This is a genomic window from Chryseobacterium arachidis, assembly GCF_900129245.1.
Taxonomy (GTDB): domain Bacteria; phylum Bacteroidota; class Bacteroidia; order Flavobacteriales; family Weeksellaceae; genus Chryseobacterium; species Chryseobacterium arachidis.
Map to the genome: position 1 here is coordinate 1 of NZ_FQUT01000024.1, position 19,197 is coordinate 19,197.

The following is a 19,197-nucleotide window of genomic DNA, read 5'->3' on the forward strand; positions in this document are numbered from 1 at the left end:
GAATCAGGCTTTAAATCTTTCACTACCTTAAAAAGAACGATTACCCGCCACTACAGCGATATTCTTAATTATTTTGAGAAGAGAAGCACTAACGCCTCAGCAGAATCCTTTAATGCAAAAATAAAAAACTTCAGATTACAGCTCAGAGGAGTAAGAGATAAATCGTTTTTCCTGTTCAGATTATCAAAACTTTTTGCTTAGTCCACAAGTTTTGTACTTGATCCATAAAATCAAAGATTGGGAATGAGAGTGAAAGTTGGAGATTGAATAAAAAGGATCAATTTATTTTGAACACTAAGTCCACAACTTTTTTAGTCTCATCAAGCTGTTTTATTTATAAGATGCCACTCAATACAAAAGTAGAGATAAATTAAAACATCAAGATCCTTCAAAATTTGTGTATTCGTGGTTATAAAAATTGAAATCATCACCTGTGAAAATCTTCGCAATCTGTGGGAAATAAAAATGAACTCAATATTTTTTAATACTTCCCCTATGTTAAGCCAATTAATCTCTCTTAAAAAATCAACATTGCTTTAAGCACCGAATAAATCGAACAAAATCAGACAAATAATTCAATTCATATTTGGTGGAATTATAATTTTTTATATATTTGAAAAAGATAGATCCTTGCTTTTCTTTTTAAAGAAATGATGATGTTTCGTCATCACTGTGAAATTGCTTAGCATACGTCACTACATACTATCTTGATGGGGAAAATGGTACTAGTAGGTACCTTTTCAGTTCATTTTCCGAGAAAATAAAGGTACCCACTAGTACCATTTTCTGGAGTTGATAGATATAGTCCTTAGAAAATACGAAGGTTTATCCCAAACAAAGCCCTATTAAGTGTAGGGCTTTTTATTTATAAAAAAACACATCTAAATGTCACAAAATCTCAGCAGACAACAGATTTACGACCGTATAAAAGCATCTTCCAAGGATAGTTATATTCTGGAAGAAATGAAAAGACTTGGTTTTTGGCAGGAAACTTCTACGCCCTCCCTACCGGAACAACTTATTCAAAAGGAAGTTGTTTTACAGAAGGAATTGCAAGAGCTATTGGCAAAAGACCGAAAATACGGAAATCAGGAGGCAATGCTTCGTGAGATGCGCAAAAAGCGTATGCAGGAGGCAAAAGCCAAAAGAGAAGTAACCAAACAAAAAAACGAACAGAAACGCAAGGATAAAGCAGATCATTGGAAAAAGCTTCAGCAAGAGCAGATTATTTATGTTGGAGAAGATGTTTCTAAAGGGCTTCACTGCACCGATTCGGATGTAGAAAAACTGTTGGAGTTTTCACTTCCTGCTTTTGAAAGTATATCAGATTTCAGTCAGAAATCGGGTTTTGGTCTTCCGCTAATAAAATATCTTGCCTTTCACAGGAAAGTTTCTAACAAAACGCATTATCATATTTTTGAAATTCCTAAAAAATCAGGTGGAAAAAGAAGGATTTCGGCACCTAAACCGCAATTGAGGTATTTTCAGCAATGGATTCTGGAAAATATCCTGAATAAAATTTCGGTGGGAGAAGTTGTACATGGCTTTACAGCAAAAAAATCAATTGTCACTAATGCAGAGCTACATCTTGGGAAAGATATTATTATCAACATCGATTTACAGGATTTTTTCCCTTCAATCAGCTATAGAAGAGTAAAAGGATTGTTTTCAAAATTTGGATATTCGGAACAGCTTTCGACTATTTTTGCATTGGTCTGCACTCAGGCTCATACGGAAGAGATTTTACTGGATGATGTTAAATATTTCGTTCATAAAGGAGAACGGTTTTTACCGCAGGGTTCGCCGGCAAGTCCTGCCATCAGTAATATTATCGCTTATAAATTAGATAAAAGATTGAAAGGTCTGGCTCAGAAATTAGGGTTTACCTACACCCGTTATGCGGATGATCTTACTTTTTCTGCCAATCAGGATAAAGAGCAGAATATCAATAAGCTTTTATATTTTGTAAAACAGATTATTAACGACGAAAATTTCACGATTCATCCTGATAAACTTCACATTATGAGAGGCAGGCATCAACAAAAAGTGACGGGAATTGTAGTCAATGAAAAACTGAATGTTGAGCGAAAAAAACTCAGAAAGTTCAGAGCACTTTTACACAATATCGAAGTCAACGGATGGCAAAATCAAACCTGGGGAAAGGCATTTCATTTGATTAATGCGGTTGAAGGGTATATTAATTTCGTGAATATGGTAAATCCTGTCAAAGCATTGGTGTTCAGAGAAAAATTGAATACAATTATTGCAAAACACGGTAAACCGATCGTAGAAGTAAAAGAAGTTGTTCAGGAAATTGTAGAAACAGTTGCAGTGACTGAAATCCAAGAAGAAATGCTTGCGCCAAAAGAAGAAAAAACAGACTGGTGGAATATTTTTTAGCCCGAACCAAACACATAATATCAACATCTTAATCCATAAGATAGATGAAAATCATCAAACAAACCAAACTCTTTTTCCACGAAGGAAAATCGGATAAAGTTTACGAAATAGATCTTTGTGAAATAAATCCTGATGCTTTTGCCGTTAATTTCCGTTACGGAAGACGCGGTGCAGCATTGAAAGAAGGCAGTAAGACTCCTGCTTTCGTGTCTAAGGATAAAGCCGAGAGTATTTTTGATCAACTTGAAAAAGAAAAAAGAAATAAAGGATATCAGTCTGAAGTAGAAGTTTTTGTAGAGCTTCCGTCATTGGATTCTGTTAATATGAATTCTGTAGAAGGAGTGATCTTAAAACGTCTGGAAGATGCTACACAGGGAATCAATTCTTTTAAAACAGAATGGAAAACTTCCCGTGTGATCTGGAAGGCGGTTCAAATGAAAATTGAAGAAGCTGTTCCTTATATTTTGAAACTGGCAACAAAAGGCGACGACATGCAGCTGTATGCTTCTATTTTTGCGATCAGAACATTCAGAATGACTCAGGCGTCCGAGCTTTTACGCGGCATTGCACAAAGTACAAGACATAAGCAGTATATCAGAAATGTTGCTTTTGATGCACTCTTGACAATTAATGAAAATTCAGAACTAGAAAAAACGGTTTCTGACTTATTGGAAAGCCTTCCTTCTGAAATAAAATATGCCATTGATAAAGGAGATTATGATGGCTTAAAGCAGCAATATCTTGAAAAATTCGAGAAAAAAGAGAAAGCGGACGAACTCGTTTACCTTTATCTTTTATCGAAAGCATATCCTTCTTTGACTAAATTAATTGAAGAAATTATAGTAAAAATTCCGTTTGCATCGCCTTACTTTAAAAATATTCGTGCGATTTATAAATTGGCTCGTTTTCGGGATGATGCACAGATTTTGGGACTGTTATCCTTTTTATTCGAAAAAAAGTCGCCTATGTTCAAAAGAACGGCGAGCCTGGATAAAGAAGCGTGGAATCAGCATCAGTATTTTTACCAGTTTGGAAATTCCGTCAATGTAAGAAAAGAGCTTTCCAGCCCTGAAAGCAGGCTTGCATTTTCAAATTTTACGAAACTTTATTTTCAGAAGAACAGCTTTCATTATCTGAAAGAATTGGGAGAGCAAAATAAAGCGAAAGAATATCTAAGATTTGCGGTCAATGCATTGGTACAATATTCTGAGGACGATTATGTTCCTGCCAGAAAAGGGCCGTTAAGCCATTATGGAACTTACAATTGGGAAACTCAGAGATATTATTATACGGTGGTCGATTTCCCGGAATGTTACCGATCTCCGCTTCTTAACATTATCCTTTTCGGAAATGATAAAAACCGTAAGATGGATTCAAATCTTGAATTCTACAGTAAAAAGGAACAGTTCTGGAGCTCAGATTATTACTATTCTGCCAATGAAATGAAGAAGGTGGAATCGGAAAATAACAACAATACAAATGTGTCAGAAGCGCCTTCTCATCAAAATCAACAGCATGGTGCTTTAGACAATATTATAGGAGCATTCAAGAATATTTTTGGTTCGAATAAAGAAAAACCGACTGTTTCTCAACAGAAAAAAGAGGAATCTGCAATAATTTCTGATTCAAATCCTTCAAGGCTTGAACTTTATCCTGAATTTTGGGATGAAACACCACAAGCTTATATCCAGCTTTTGATGCAGGCGAGAATGGATCTGGTGATGAAATTTGCTTATGAAAATCTTTCCGTTCATTCTCAATATAAAGATTTATTGCAAAAAATTGAGCCTCAAATGATGATTCAGTTGTTAAATAAATCTTCAAAATATCCGCAAAATTTAGGTTTTGAAGCATTAAATGAGAAGAAGCAAGAATTAAAGCAGGACCAAATTTTTGTGGCACAAATTTTAGTTTGCGAAAACGAACAGGCAAGAAGCTGGGCAAAAGAAGCTATTGAAAACAATACTCAATATTTTCTGGAATCTACAGATTTTATCATGCATTTAATCATGCATTCACGAAAAGAATCTAATGAATTTATCAATAACTTACTTCAAAAAGAATCTTTATCTGAAGAAAGGCAAAAATCTGTGCTTGGAAAAGTAATCATTGAGTTGCTTTCTCTGGAAAATAACGACAAAAACAATAAAATCGCAGAATCTGCTACTAAAAAGCTTAAAATAACAGCTTTCTCTAATTTTTCTGAGATCAGCTGGGAAATTGTCGCCCAATTACTGACTTCTCCGTTGAATAACAACAGATTTTTGGCAAGTGAAATTCTGCTTTCCAAATCTCAAAAATATCCGGTAACAGAAATTCCTTTTTCAATTATTGAATTGTTATTGAATAATGAAAATGAATCTGTAAGACAAAACGGAATCAGTCTTTTAAATCAATATCCTAAAGAAGAAATCGGGAGAAACTGGGCACAGATTCTTGCGTTACTTTCTTCAAATTATAAGGAAGTTGCGGAGAATGTATTTACATTAAATGATCATTTGGGAGTTCAGTCTGAAAACCAATTACAGATTGTTGAAAAACTATTTGAAATGTTGATGAGGGAACAGCAATTTGATAATTCTCATCAGTTGTTCAGAGATTATCTTGAAAAAACGGCTCCGAAATATATTGACAATATTCCTGTAAAATGGATTCTCAGAATATTATTTGCAGACAGTGTGAAAAACCAGCTTTTTGGTTTCGAATTGCTTAAAAAAGTAAATGATAGTAGCAAATTTACCTTAAAACAAGTTATTTCTCTTGCAAATCACGAGTTTTTAGCGGTAAGACAATGGTCGTGGAATTTCTATAAAAATAATATTGGGAGAATTAAATCAGATCGCAATCATGCGTTGGGAATTCTGGATGCAAAATGGGACGATAGCAGAGAATTTGCTTTTCATTTCTTCCAGAATGAATTCAAAGATGAAGATTGGGATACGGACTGCTTAATCGGAATTGCAGATTCTGTACGATCCGATGTCGAAAATTTTGGTAAAAACCTGATCATGAAGTTCTTCAAAAAAGAACACGGACTGGAATATCTTACAAAACTGAGCCAGCATCCGAGCCAGAATATTCAGCTTTTTGTGACTTCATATCTTGAAGAATATGCAAGTGATCAACCTGAAAAATTAAAAGAACTGGAGTTTTATTTCCGCTCTGTACTTTCAAGAGTTAATAAAGCACGAACGGCTAAAAACAGAATTTTTATCTTTTTAGAAAAAGAAGGAAGAAAAAATATAGAATCTGCGGAAACAGTTAGTAGGATTTTAGATGATCTTTCGGCAACGACCGCTATTCAGGATAAAGCAAAATGCATTGATATTATTTCTGAACTGAAAATGATCTATCCTCAACTGAATGTTCATCTTCAATTAATTTCTTAAGCTATGTTATTCGATTATAAATTTCATAAAGATACTGCCATTACGAACTCTGCAACGAGTACGCAAATGAGCTTTTCCCCCGATCTGCAAAGAGATCCGACGTTTTTTGTAGGCAAGCTGAATAAAAAAATTCCGTTTCGTGAAGCAATTTCCGCGTTGCATGATGTGGTGGTTTCCGATCTTCGCTTTAAGCCGAAAGATAAAACGGAATACAAAGAATGGGCTGCTGAACAGGAAAAGCTTTGGTTGAGTGACTACATGGCTGAGTTTCAGATTGAAGAAGTCAAAAAAAGACTGGCGGAAGTAAGGGGAGAGTTAGACCAAGTTTACAAAGAGAAAAACAGGGTTTTAGGACCTTTTAATACAGCTAAAAAAGCATATTTTGATTATCTGTATCAAAAAGATAAAGACGCTTGGTTCGTTCTGGATCCGGTCATTACGGTTCATCCCGATGAAGTTTTCTTTGAATGTTTCAGCCAGGACGAATCTACGTATGGAAAACTGAGCAGCAGTTATAATGTTTTCACGGAAATCAATGAATTTAAATGCGGAACGACGAATATCGATTATTCGGCTGCACTTTATAACGAATTTCAGAAAATAAGAGATTATAAAGACACGGAATTCAAAATTGATCCTTCCGGTTTTGAAGCACTCACCACAAACGAGGAAGTATATAAAGAAGAAAAAATCGACTTGCCGGATTCCTGGGTGCGTGGTTTTTTACAGGTGAGTTCTGCAATGACTTTGCCTGCCACGACTTTTGATTTTCATCCGATGGATATTTTCAGTATTTGTCAGTTTTTAAGACGATTCAAAGAGAAAAAAGGACCGAGAGCACTGCGTTTTATTTTGGAGCCTGGAAAACCGATTCAGGCAGTTTTTGAACCTTGGTACGAAACACTTACTTTTCACCGCTCAATTTATACAGGGTCGGAAAGCAAGACGATCAGAATTTGGGGGAGAAGAAGATTGTTGATCTTAGAAAGATTAATTCCGATTGCTAAAAATTTCAGAGTGGTTTTATTAGGAAACGGTTTGCCTTCATTCTACATTGCAGATTTGGGCGATATGGCTTTCACTTTGGGACTTTCAGGGTGGACAACCAACGACTGGAGCAGAGCCGGAAATTTTGATCTGATGGCTCCGAGAGGTCAAGTAGATTTAATGACTCAGGAAAAAGTATTCAGTACTCTGAAAGAAACATGGTTTGGAACAACAGCCGAACTTTCGAAAAAATTAAACCTTGATACGGCTACCATTTCGACTTCATTAACGTCTTACACGCAGGCTGGAAGGGTGATTTATGATCTGAATATGGGATTGTACAGAGTTCGTGAACTGACTCAGGATCCTTTGGATATGAAACAATTGCGTTTCTCAAGCCCGCAAGAAGAAAAAGCGGATAAACTGATTTCTGAAGATAAAGTGAAGATCAGATACGACGTAAAAAATGATATCCTCAACATTCAGGGAACTATAAAAGAAAGCAATTTTACCTACAAAACGGAAGCTTCTATTGATAAAGACCAGCGATTGATTGATGGAAATTGCCAATGTGGTTTTTATCAGTCAAACGGTTTAAGACAAGGCCCTTGTGAACATATTCTGGCAACAAGAATGATGATCAACAGGAAATAATATAATTGATTTTCTATACTAATTTACAAGGAAAGGTTTTGCCTTTCCTTTTTCTATTTCTGAATAAAATTCTGTACCCATAAAAATACCAACTTCTGTATCTGTACCTAAATAATAATACGCTGTACATTTGTTGAAGTAAAGCGGGTAATATGGAAACACATCTTCTACAAAACAATCGGCTTCACTATGCTGAGGTCTACGCATCGGATATTTTTGAACTGAAAAATCTTTTTCTTCAAAAATTTAACGTCCACAAAATCAATGAAAACTTCGGGATTCCTTTTCTCTTGGCTAAAAATAAAAATATGGTCTTCGCTTTTGCAAGCCTTATTCTGAATCCGAAAAATGAAACCGATTTTTTAATTCACACTGATCAGGCTTTTAATCAGGAAGAAAGAAAGCAGTTTATTGTTACAGTTAAAGAATTTTTCGGTAGGAATAATTCTGAAAATTTTCGAAATCCTCTGCAGCTGAAAAGTAATATTGAACGGATGATTAATTGGCTGAATGATTAAAAAAGGTCTTTTAAAATCGTAAATTTACTTAAAACAGATCCTGATGTCTAAAGATGTTCTTTACCTCAAAATCGCAAAATCTGTCACAGAACAGATTAAAAGCGAAACCTTACAATTCGGAGATAAATTGCCTTCACTGAGAAGTGCTCAAAAATTGTACAATGTAAGTTTAAACACTGTAAAACAGGCTTACATGGAGCTGGAAAGCCATTCTCTGGTAGAATCTCGCCCAAAATACGGATATTTTGTGAGCCAGACTTCACAAAGAAAGCTGGCACTTCCGTCGATTGCAAAAATGAAGGTTTCTGAAACAAAAAATTCTCCCGAAGATCTTATTGATAAAGTTTTCGGAACGATTGCGGGAAAAGATATGACACAGTTTGCATTGGGAATTCCCGGTGAAAGTTTTCTCCCGCTACCGAAGCTGAAGAAATCCATGATTAATGTGATTAAAAGCAAAAACGACAGCGGAACAGATTACGAACCGGTTCAGGGAAATGAACACCTACGTCGTGAAATCGCAAAATGGGCAATGGTTTTGGAAGGAAAAATCACGGAAAATGATCTGGTGATCACCTCCGGTGCGATGAATGCGGTTTACAACTGTTTGATGGCAGTCACCAAACCCGGAGACTGGGTGGCGGTGGAAAGTCCGGTTTATTTTGGAGTTTTGCAGGCGGTTCAGTTATTAGGCTTGAAAGCGGTGGAAATTCCAACACATCCGATTGACGGAGTAGATTTAGACGAATTAAAAAAAGTTCTTCCTAAGCTATCTGCATGCTGTTTTGTAACGAATTTTAATAACCCGCTCGGTTTTCAGATGCCGGATGAAAGCAAGAAAGAATTGGTAAGATTAATTACGGAATATAATGTTCCATTGATTGAAGATGATATTTACGGAAACGTTTATTTTGGGGCAGAAAGGCCAAAGCCTTGCAAGTTTTACGATGAAGCGGGATTGGTGATGTGGATCGGTTCTGTGACGAAAGTTCTGGCACCTGGATATCGTGTCGGCTGGGTGGCTCCCGGGAAATTTAAGGATAAAATTATTCGTCAAAAATTGGTGCAAACCGTTTGCAGTCCTTCGTTGTATTCGGATGTGATTGCGGATTTTCTGGAGCATGGGCGTTACGATCATCACTTGAGGATGTTCAGGAAAAAGCTGTATGCCAATTACCTTCAGATTCAAAAATCGGTGGCGGCATATTTTCCTGATAATACGAAGGTTTCCGAACCGAAAGGAGGGTTTATGTTGTGGTTGGAATTAGATAAGAGGATTTGTACGGAAGATCTTTATGATGAAGCTTTTAGTCAGAAAATCAATTTTGCACCGGGAAGAATGTTTTCTCAGTATAATCAGTATCAGAATTGTTTACGGTTAAATTATGCTTTGGAATGGACGGATCGTGTAGAAAGCGACCTCGAAAAATTAGGAAAAATGATTAAAAACAGATTTTAAATTAAATATAAAAAGGATGAGTGATAATAATAATGAAGTGAAAATTGTTGATTACGAATCTCAATTTCAACAGAATTTCAGGGATTTAAATGAAGAGTGGATCAGTAAATTTTTTAAAATGGAAGCGAGCGACTACAAAATGCTTGACAATCCTGAAGATTATATCATCAACAAAGGAGGACACATTGTTTTTGCACTTCTGAATAATGAAGTAGTAGGAACCTGCGCTCTGATTAAAACTTCCGAAGATCCGTTGGTTTTCGAACTGGCAAAAATGGCGGTAAGCCCTAAGGCACAAGGGAAAAAGATTGGTTATCTAATCGGTCAGGAACTGATTAATAAAGCAAAAGAATTAAAGGCAAAAGAAGTTTTTCTTGAAACGAATTCTGTCTTAATTCCAGCCATCAAACTTTACGAAAAGCTGGGCTTTCAGCATATTCCCGTAATGGATTCTCCTTACGAGAGAGCGGACACTAAAATGATTTTAGATCTAAGTATTTAGATACTTTTTATTTTGTTAAAGAGGAAGCACACTGATTTTCGGTGTGCTTTTTTTGTATAATTACCTTCTTGTTTTCTGATTAAGCATTTTACTTCCCAACCAAAATAATTTTCTATTTTTGTGAAATTCCAAATTTCAATGAATAAGATTATTCTCATCGAAGACGAAACCAGTGTTGTTTCCTTTATAAAGAAAGGACTGCAGGAAAACGGATATGAAATTTCCGTGGCTTTTGACGGCCGTACGGGAGCACAGCTGGTACAGTCGAATGATTTTGATCTGGTGATTCTGGACATTATGCTGCCTGAAATGAATGGGTTGGATGTCTGCAAGGAAATCAGGAAAACGAATAAGCATGTGCCGATTCTTTTTTTAACGGCGTTGGGAACTTCCGAGAATATTGTTTTAGGTCTCGAAAACGGTGGAGACGATTATTTGGTGAAGCCTTTCAAATTTATCGAGTTGGTTGCCCGGGTAAAATCTTTGTTAAGAAGAAGTAACCAAAACGGAAGCGCGCCGGAAATTGTAGAGCCCGAAGTCGATAATGAGCATGTTTTCCAGTTTTCAGATTTGATTTTGAATGATTATACGAAAAAGGTAACGAGAGCGGGTGAAGAAATTTCCCTGACATCAACGGAATATAAGTTACTGTTATACTTCCTGAACAACCCGGAAAAAGTAATTTCAAGAGCGGAAATTCTGGATTCTGTATGGGGTGTGAACTACGAATTGGGAACCAACGTGGTGGATGTCTACGTGAATTATTTAAGAAAAAAACTGGATCATCACGAAGATAATAAGTTGATTCATACCGTTATAGGAATGGGATATGTACTGAAAAAATCTTAAAAGAATGTTTAACAAAGTTGTCACAAATCAGACCAAAACGATGGTGCTTTTGATGTTGGTTTTTACCGCCATTATATTGCTGTTCAGTGGGTTGGTTTATTTTTCGATTGTCAACTTTTCGCATCAGAGGTTTTATGAATTGCTGAAAATCCGTACGACGACGATTATTCAGATCGAAAAAAGTAAGGATGATCTCGATCTTCCAGAAAATTATATTCTCAACGGCCTGAATGATGAAGAGCTTCCGATGGAAAAAGATTATGTCTTTGCGGTTCCGACGGATTCCAATTTCAAGAAAATTTCTCACGAAGTCCATATTCCGGATTACTTTTTCAAGAGTATTGTAAAGAACGGGGAATCTAACTATAACGATAAAGAATTTTACTACATCGGCCAGACCTTCAGGCACGATGACAAAGATTACATTGCGATAGCGTCTGCCAAGAATCATTACGTGGTGTACTATCTGGGCTTTTTAAAACGAACTTTAATTACCTGTATCGTACTTTCACTGTTTTTCAGTATGATCTTCTCTTTTTATCTGTCTAAAACGTTGTTCAAGCCTATTTTAAAAATTACCGGAAAAGTAAAAGAGATCAGTTCTGAAAATCTTCATTTACGTCTTGAATCTCAACCGGATAATAAGGAATTGAACGAGCTGGTGGATACTTTTAACGATATGCTTAACCGTATCGAGACCTCTTTTGAAACCCAAAATCATTTAATTGGAAATGTCTCCCACGAATTAAGGACACCTTTAACTTCGATTATGGGAGAGGCAGATGTAGCGCTTTCCATCTCAAGAACAACTGATGAGTATAAAGAAACATTAGGAATTATTCTTGATGAAGCTGAAAAATTAGATAAAAAAATCAAAGCTTTATTAATGATAGCCCAAACCGGTTTCGACGGGAAAATCCAGAAAATGGATAAAGTAAGGATCGACCAGCTGCTTTGGGATGTTATCGAAACCTTAAGAAGAATTGATGCAAGAAATAATATCTATCTGGATATAAGTATGTTGCCCGACAATCCTAAAAAATTGAAAGTTCAGGGTAACGAGCAGTTGTTGCATCTCGCGGTGACGAATATTATTCAGAATGGCTGTAAATATTCTAATTTCCAACAGGTTAAAGTCTCTTTGGGGGCAACAGATACGGATGTTTATATCATTGTAAAAGACAATGGTATCGGGATTCCTGAAGAGGAAATGAATAAAATATACGATCCGTTTTTCCGTGCTTCCAATACAAAAAATTACGAAGGATACGGAATCGGGCTTCCGTTGGCAAGAAATATCGTCAGAATGCACCATGGTGAACTGATTGTAAGTTCTCATCAAAATCAGGGGACTACCGTACAGCTTCGTTTCCCGAATTTTTACAGCATGCAGCAGGAAGGAGGGGAAAGCTTAGAGTAAATAAAATGGTTTTTGTTAAAATTGATCAAAAACGTTATTTATACAGTTTGTTATGTATTTTCGTCTCTTATTGTTAATGGTTATTAACAATTTTCTAATCTCATTTTAATCTCTTTAATCACATTTTAATTCTATTCCAAAGATGTTTTAATTTGGTCATTTTAGTTTTGTATCATCGAAATAAGATAATACGAACCTAAATCTTAAAAATATGACCAAAACGATTTTAATAGCCACAGATTATTCTCTTGAGTCTTTAAATATATTAAAGAAAGTAATGAAAGAGAAAGATGCTTCGGAAGACCAAAATCAATACAATATTCTTTTGGTTTCAGGATATGATACCGGAGATTCTATCAGGGATCTTTTGTTTAATACGAAAAGTACGATTTTCAGTAAATTAAGACCTAGAGAGTTTTGCGACGCTTTCGGAATTATTAAGAATAAATATCCTCAGCTGATCAATAAAATTGTCTGTGATATCTTCACGGGAAGTTTTCAGAGAACCTTCAACAATTATGTGAAAGCTGAAAATATTGAGGAAGCTTACTACTCTCCCTCTATCAGAAGTAAAGGAAAGGGGAAATTCGACTTAATTCCCTATATCAAAAAATGCAAAGAACTCGAATCCCACGAAATTTCTGTTGAGGTTCGCGAAAGTCTTCCGGAAAAGGGAAGATTGGCAGAGATCTTTGTTGAGGCATAATGTAACCCAATTAAAATCAGAAACATGTTAAGGAATTATAGTAACAGCAGAACGTTGGGAGACAACATCAGACTGGGGACGCTGACTGCATTTACGGCAGGTACTATAAACATAGCTTCTCTATTGATATTTCTCTCTTTTACGTCAAACGTAACAGGGCACTATGCGATTTTGGCCGCGGAAATCAGTAAAGGAAACTGGTCGCAGGTTGCAGTTGTCGGATTGTGGATTTTCCTGTTCTTTTTAGGAGGATTTGTATCTAATTTTATTGTGATTAATTTCAATAAAAGGAGTAAATATTTTGCCCATGCAATGCCATTGATTTTAGAAATCGCCTGTCTATTGTTTGTGGGGATTTACGGACAGTTTTATTATCGAAAAACGCTGGAAGAAACGGAATGGCTGGTAGCATTGATGTTATTTGCAACCGGTTTGCAGAATGGCTTAACGGCGAGTATTTCAAACTTCTCGGTAAAAACAACTCACCTTACGGGTACAACAACCGATTTGGGAATTTTATTCTCAATGTTTACCCAAAAGAAATTCAGAAAGAACGGGGAGCTTGTAGGAAGAGCCAAGCTGTTGATGAGCATTATGTTCTCTTATGTATTGGGAGCTGTTTTCTCGGGATTAACCTATTATTATCTTGAATTCAGGGTGTTTTATGTCATCAGTTTGTGTTTATTGGTAGTTATCGGGTATGATGCTTACAAGATTCATATCAGACATTTCAATACGCAGTACAGATACAGTAAAATCTATAAAAAACCGAATTTAGTTTCGTTTTTATATGATAAGATCCACGGAATTCCGGAAGTGAAAGAACCGACAAGAGGCAAGAAAAGAAAGTTGGTATTTGACGAATAAATAAAGAGATGCTACTAAGATCTTGATAAATAATATATCATCGATGACTTGAAAAAGAAAGATGATCAATAAAAAAATAATTAATATCAGTATTAATTTTGTGTAAACTAGCTGTGAATCAATCCTCTAATTGCGTGGTACAATTAGGGGATTGTGTTTTTTAGAAATCAAAAGAATGTGAGGGTTTTTAATCGGTGAGAAGTCAGAGCATGTTGTTAATATGTTGATAATTAAATTTTAATTCACGGGTGAATTGTTTTTATTCTTATTCTGAATGACTATTTTTGTAAGTTGATTTACGTTTTTTATGTCAGATATTATTCAGCTTTTACCGGATCATGTAGCCAACCAAATTGCGGCAGGAGAAGTCGTGCAGAGACCCGCGTCTATTGTAAAAGAACTTCTGGAAAATGCCATCGATGCTGGAGCTTCAAAAATTGAGTTGATTATCAGAGATGCCGGCAAAAATTTGATTCAGGTTGTTGATGACGGAAAAGGGATGTCCGAAACAGATGCGAGAATGGCATTTGAAAGACACGCGACGTCTAAGATCAGGGGAACGGAAGATATTTTTAAGATTGCTACCAAAGGATTTCGCGGGGAAGCTTTGGCTTCTATTGCGGCTGTTTCTCAGGTAGAGCTGAAGACAAAACAGAAAGAAGCTGCGGTAGGAACCAATATTTATATTGAAGGTGGAGTTTTCCAGTTTCAGGATCCTGTTCAGACAGCGGACGGATCTAATTTTTTGGTGAAAAACCTTTTTTACAACGTTCCGGCAAGAAGAAAATTTCTTAAAAATAATAATGTTGAATTCAGACATGTTATTGACGAATTTCAAAGGGTGGCTCTGGCACATGAAAACCTTGAGTTTTCTTTGTTTCATGATGATGATGCGGTTTTCAGATTAAGAAAAGGAAGCCAGATGCAGCGAATTGTGGATGTGTTCGGAAGAAAACTGCAGCCACAGCTGATTCCTATTAAAGAAGACATTATCTGGTGCAAGCTTCACGGATACGTGGCCAAACCGGAAGGCGCAAAAAAAACAAGGGGAGAGCAGTTTCTTTTTGTGAACGGGAGATATTTCAAGAGTCCATATTTTAATAAAGCTGTTCAGGAGGCTTTCGAAGGACTGCTTTTACCGGGATATGTTCCAACATTCTTCCTTTTTTTAGAGATTGATCCCGAAAAAATTGATGTGAATATCCATCCGCAGAAAACCGAAGTGAAATTTGAGGATGAACATTTGATATTTGCTTTATTACGATCGACCATTAAAAGGTCTTTAGGAATTTACAACATCTCTCCAAGCCTGGATTTTGAAAGAGATCCTCATTTGGATGAAATGATGCAGAAAACATCTCCAAGCAAAGGAAACGGAGGCGGAACCCTGAAAATGCCAGAGATAATCGTAGACAGAGACTACAATCCGTTTTTGGAAGAACGGGAAGTTGCACAGGTGGAAATTCAGAATCTTACGGAAATGTATCATCAGAATATCAATATCAGTGCAGAACCTTCAAAAATTAACCTGTTTGAAGATGAAGACTTTGATGAGGACCTGATGAGGTTACCAAACGGATATTGGCTTTTCAATAAAGGAGATGAAACTTTAATGCTGGATTTGGGAAGAATGCACAGGCTGGTGGTTGCAGAAAATACAAAGCCTGTAAAACGAGGAACCACAAACAGCCATGCCTTACTTTTCTCTTTAGAGTATCATATGAACGAAATTGAGAAAAATAAATACTCCTCCATCAAAAAATACCTTCCCGAATTAGGGTTTGAAATGAGCATTGCTCATGAAAGCGTATTAAGAATAGATGCGGTTCCTGAAGGTTTAAAAGAAACACAGGTGATGAAATTCCTGGAAAATCTTTTTGATATTCTGGAATACAAGTCTGAAGAGGAATTTATGCACTTCTATCAGAATCAATGGAGTAAAATGCAGTCGAAGTCCAGATTCGACTTTATCTATAAAAAAGATGCGGAACAGCTGATTAAAGACTTTACGGCCCTGGGGTTCCCGGAATTTTTACCAAACGGGAAAAGATGTTTCTTTGAGATTCCGTTTAATGATTTTAAAAATAAATTTTAGGGATGTTTAATAGTATACCTCCGATTACAAGAAATCTTATTATCATAAATATAGTTGTGTTCATTTTAACATTTTTTTTAATGCCACAACTGTATGATACCCTTTCCGGGTTCTATCCTTTTTCTCCGAATTTCAGATCTTGGCAGATAATTACACATATGTTTATGCATGGGGGATATATGCATATAATTTTCAATATGTTTACTTTATTTAGTTTTGGACCGATATTAGAACAATCTTTGAAAGAAAAAAAATATTTGATCCTTTATTTCCTAAGTGGTCTTGGCGCTTTCTTTTTATTTAATCTTTGGAGTTTTATTGAAGTGCAGCAGATTGTTTCGGGGTTGCAAAGGCTTGGATTAGATCCTGCAGAAATATATTCGAAGGCAGTAATCGGATATTCAGGAGAAATGAATATCAGTGCTAACACGCCCGAAGGACAAGAGCTTTCACAGCAGCTTTACGGAGTTTTAAGAACGCCGATGGTTGGTGCTTCAGGAGCCATTTTTGGAGTCGTAGCGGCATTTGCAACACTTTATCCTGATGCAAAAATAGGTATCATGTTTATTCCAATTCCGATGAAAGTTAAGTATGTCTTACCGGTTGTTATCATAGGATCAATCTATTTAGGTGTCACAGGAAATGCTGGTGGCATTGCTCATTTAGCTCACGTTGGAGGGGCGATCGTGGGTTTTATTTTGGCGAAAATCTGGAAAAAACATCTTTACAGATTTAATTAAATTCGTGTGAAAGCAGTTCGAATCATACTATTAATTCTTCATGTAGGAATATTTCTTCTTTTGTCGGGAATGCTGATGAATGCTTATGTGCCGCCAAAAGTCTTTCCTTGGGTCAATTTACTCTCGTTAGGATTTCCTGTGTTAATTATTACTTATGTCTTACTAACCATTTTTTGGATAATTTGCTGGAAAAAAAGGGCTTTCATTTTTATTTTCTTGGGCTTGTTATTTTTTAATCCTGTTTTAAGATGGATTAATTTTTCAGGAAAATCTTCTTCAGAAATAGAAGATGCGGATTTGAAAATTATTTCTCTGAATGCTAAGAATGCTACTTTTGGACTGAAAAATATTGAAGCATATATTGACCGTCAACAGGCGGATATTGTTTTGTTACAAGAATATGGATATGGTACTGATTATCATTTCAATGGATTAAAAGAAGGTGAAAAAAATGCAGGGGTTGCCTTTTTTACAAGACATAAAATTATTTCTCAGAAAAAAATAATTGAAGGTAGCTACGAGCATAATAATGCGTACGTAACCCAGACCGATATTGAGATAAAAGGTAAAATATACCGAATTATCAATATGTATCTTCAGCCTTTTCAGTTTGAAAAGAGTATGATACAACTCGATGGCAACATTGATAAGCGTGAGGAGAAATTGAAAAATATTGTCAAACGTCTGATTCCGACTTTCAAAATGCATCAGGAACAGATTATTCCTATAAGGGAAAGTATTGAAACTTCTCCGTATCCCGTAATTTTGGCGGGAGATTTTAATGCTGTACCGAATTCTTACGAGTATTACCAGTTGGCAGATGGTTTACAGGATGCTTTTGTAAAAGCAGGAAATGGAAGTTCCACAAGCTTTCATGAATATAAATTTCCGATCAGAATTGATTATGTTTTCTGCTCAGAATCGATACAGCCGTTAAGCTATAAAGTAGACCGATCGGTAAGGCTTTCTGATCATTATCCTGTAATTACAACGTTTAAGCTTGATAATTAGTATCATAAAAAAAGTTAAAGTCGATAGATTGGTAAAGTTTTTGATGGGGTAAAATGTACCCTTAGACTGTTTTCATGAAGCCCCGCCAGATATTACTATTTGCCCATATTATTCTTTCAGTTTTGCTCCTAAGCACCTTGGGAAATGCTTGGATTCCGCCAAATTTTGTTGGTGTTTTCAACTTGTTGTCTTTAGGCTTTCCTTATCTGATTGCGCTTCATATTATCTTTACCCTTATCTGGATTTTTAAAAGACAAAAAATAGCTATAGCGTTTGTTTTGGGAACCCTTCTGTTTTATAACCCTATCAGACGATGGATAAATTTTACACCAAAAACAGAAAATTTAAAATCCATAAGAGATATTAAGGTAATTACTTTTAATGTTAAATATGGGGACTTCGGATGGGATAAGGTGAAAAAATACATTACAGATCAAAATGCAGATATCATTCTGGTTCAGGAAAAAGATACGAATCGCGCTCTTAAGCAGGATTTGGTGAAATATCCTTCTGTTATATTGAAAACCAAACATAAAATTGTAAGACAGGAAGAATTAATTACGGATAAATCCAGAGGAAATTCTTTTTATGCGGATGTAGATATCAATGGTAAAATTATACGTATTGTTAATGTTTATCTGGAGCCTTTCCGTCTGCATAAATCTATGGTGCAGTTTGAAGGTTTTGCCAAACAGACCGGGAAAATCAATACGCTTCTTTCTCATATGATTCCGACCTTTAAGGCTCATGAAGATCAGATTAAAAAAATCAGGAAGGTGATAGATTTTTCACCATATCCCGTGATTTTGGCAGGTGACTTCAATTCGGTTCCTAATTCTTACGAATATTATAATTTAGGAAAGGATCTTCAGGATGCTTTTTTAGTGGCAGGAAACGGAAGTTCTTCAAGCTTTCATGATTATAAAGTTCCTTTGAGGATTGATTATATCTTCAGTTCCAAATCAATTATTCCATTAAGCTATAAAGTGGATAATTCTGTACAATTATCGGATCATTATCCTGTAATTGCAGAATTTCTCCTAAATTAGTTCCATGAAAAATTTACTTTTTGCAGCCTTTATTTTTTTGGTTTTATTGGTGTCCTGTGCCAAGAAGGAGCCGACGGATTTTTATCCTGCCGACAGAGCAAAAGCAAGTTATGATACTACTGCTATTGATTCTTTTTCAAACGGAGCCACTTCCGTAGATGTTGTAAGGCAGATCAGAATGTCTTCACAAAAATATCAGGATTCGCTGAAAGAGGCTTTGAAACTTCAGGAACAGGAAAAGAAGCTGAAAGAGGAACTGGAGAAAGAAAATAAAAAGAAAGCAGACGAAGAAAAGAAGAAATCTGATGTGGAAACAAAGCAGAAATCCAATGAAGCTTCAGCCACTACCGAAACAAAAACAGAATAATATATGGTATTGTTAAATTAAAATATATTTCATAAATTAGTTTTATGAAATGTTATAAATGTCAATCAGAGAATAAGGTTAAAGCTGGATTTACAAGAGGCTTACAAAGATATAAGTGCAAAGATTGTGGTTGCTATTTTAGTGTTGAAAGTAAATCTGATGTAAAAAGTCTTGAACAAAGGAG

The 19,197-nt window shown here is 35.8% G+C and carries 17 protein-coding genes; all 17 read left to right on the forward strand.

All coding sequences use genetic code 11. The features are described from left to right. Window positions 1-201: transposase (locus BUA89_RS22345; RefSeq protein ID WP_143152336.1), on the forward strand; the 201-nt coding region annotated here is incomplete at its 5' end. Window positions 202-885: 684 nt separating this feature from the next. Further along, window positions 886-2,400 carry a reverse transcriptase family protein gene (locus BUA89_RS22350; RefSeq protein WP_072964198.1) on the forward strand — a complete coding sequence of 505 codons (1,515 nt, stop codon included), beginning with the start codon at window positions 886-888 and terminating at the stop codon, window positions 2,398-2,400. A gap of 44 nt (window positions 2,401-2,444) precedes the next feature. Then, entirely contained in the window at window positions 2,445-5,789 is a 3,345-nt protein-coding gene (locus BUA89_RS22355) for a WGR domain-containing protein (protein WP_072964200.1), read from the forward strand. Window positions 5,790-5,792: 3 nt separating this feature from the next. Beyond that, a complete protein-coding gene (locus BUA89_RS22360) occupies window positions 5,793-7,430 on the forward strand; it encodes a hypothetical protein (protein ID WP_072964202.1) in 1,638 nt (545 codons plus the stop codon). A gap of 152 nt (window positions 7,431-7,582) precedes the next feature. Continuing rightward, window positions 7,583-7,948, forward strand: a complete 366-nt coding sequence (locus tag BUA89_RS22365) for a hypothetical protein (protein WP_072964204.1) — start codon at window positions 7,583-7,585, stop codon at window positions 7,946-7,948. A 43-nt stretch (window positions 7,949-7,991) separates the two neighbouring features. Continuing rightward, window positions 7,992-9,407 (forward strand): aminotransferase-like domain-containing protein, encoded by a 1,416-nt coding sequence (locus tag BUA89_RS22370; RefSeq protein WP_072964206.1) that lies wholly within the window; start codon window positions 7,992-7,994, stop codon window positions 9,405-9,407. A 16-nt stretch (window positions 9,408-9,423) separates the two neighbouring features. Beyond that, on the forward strand, window positions 9,424-9,909 hold the full coding sequence (locus BUA89_RS22375) for a GNAT family N-acetyltransferase (protein ID WP_072964208.1): 486 nt from the start codon (window positions 9,424-9,426) through the stop codon (window positions 9,907-9,909). A gap of 138 nt (window positions 9,910-10,047) precedes the next feature. Then, the gene (locus BUA89_RS22380) at window positions 10,048-10,758 is read left to right on the forward strand and encodes a response regulator transcription factor (protein ID WP_072964209.1); all 711 of its coding nucleotides are present in this window, start codon (window positions 10,048-10,050) and stop codon (window positions 10,756-10,758) included. Window positions 10,759-10,762: 4 nt separating this feature from the next. After that, complete coding sequence (locus tag BUA89_RS22385; RefSeq protein WP_072964211.1) at window positions 10,763-12,178, forward strand: sensor histidine kinase; 1,416 nt, start codon at window positions 10,763-10,765, stop codon at window positions 12,176-12,178. Between the two features lie 211 nt (window positions 12,179-12,389). Continuing rightward, the gene (locus tag BUA89_RS22390) at window positions 12,390-12,884 is read left to right on the forward strand and encodes a hypothetical protein (protein ID WP_072964213.1); all 495 of its coding nucleotides are present in this window, start codon (window positions 12,390-12,392) and stop codon (window positions 12,882-12,884) included. A 24-nt stretch (window positions 12,885-12,908) separates the two neighbouring features. Continuing rightward, window positions 12,909-13,751 carry a YoaK family protein gene (locus tag BUA89_RS22395; protein WP_072964215.1) on the forward strand — a complete coding sequence of 281 codons (843 nt, stop codon included), beginning with the start codon at window positions 12,909-12,911 and terminating at the stop codon, window positions 13,749-13,751. A gap of 307 nt (window positions 13,752-14,058) precedes the next feature. Next, window positions 14,059-15,846: a DNA mismatch repair endonuclease MutL gene (mutL, locus tag BUA89_RS22400; RefSeq protein ID WP_072964217.1), complete on the forward strand. Its 1,788-nt coding sequence runs from the start codon at window positions 14,059-14,061 to the stop codon at window positions 15,844-15,846. A 2-nt stretch (window positions 15,847-15,848) separates the two neighbouring features. Then, a complete protein-coding gene (locus BUA89_RS22405; RefSeq protein WP_072964219.1) occupies window positions 15,849-16,586 on the forward strand; it encodes a rhomboid family intramembrane serine protease in 738 nt (245 codons plus the stop codon). 6 nt (window positions 16,587-16,592) lie between these two features. Beyond that, complete coding sequence (locus BUA89_RS22410) at window positions 16,593-17,597, forward strand: endonuclease/exonuclease/phosphatase family protein (RefSeq protein ID WP_072964221.1); 1,005 nt, start codon at window positions 16,593-16,595, stop codon at window positions 17,595-17,597. 74 nt (window positions 17,598-17,671) lie between these two features. Continuing rightward, window positions 17,672-18,646, forward strand: a complete 975-nt coding sequence (locus tag BUA89_RS22415; protein WP_072964223.1) for an endonuclease/exonuclease/phosphatase family protein — start codon at window positions 17,672-17,674, stop codon at window positions 18,644-18,646. A 4-nt stretch (window positions 18,647-18,650) separates the two neighbouring features. Next, window positions 18,651-19,013, forward strand: a complete 363-nt coding sequence (locus tag BUA89_RS22420) for a hypothetical protein (protein ID WP_072964225.1) — start codon at window positions 18,651-18,653, stop codon at window positions 19,011-19,013. Between the two features lie 44 nt (window positions 19,014-19,057). Next, the coding region (locus tag BUA89_RS23600; protein WP_455423254.1) for an IS1/IS1595 family N-terminal zinc-binding domain-containing protein at window positions 19,058-19,197 on the forward strand (140 nt) is incomplete at its 3' end.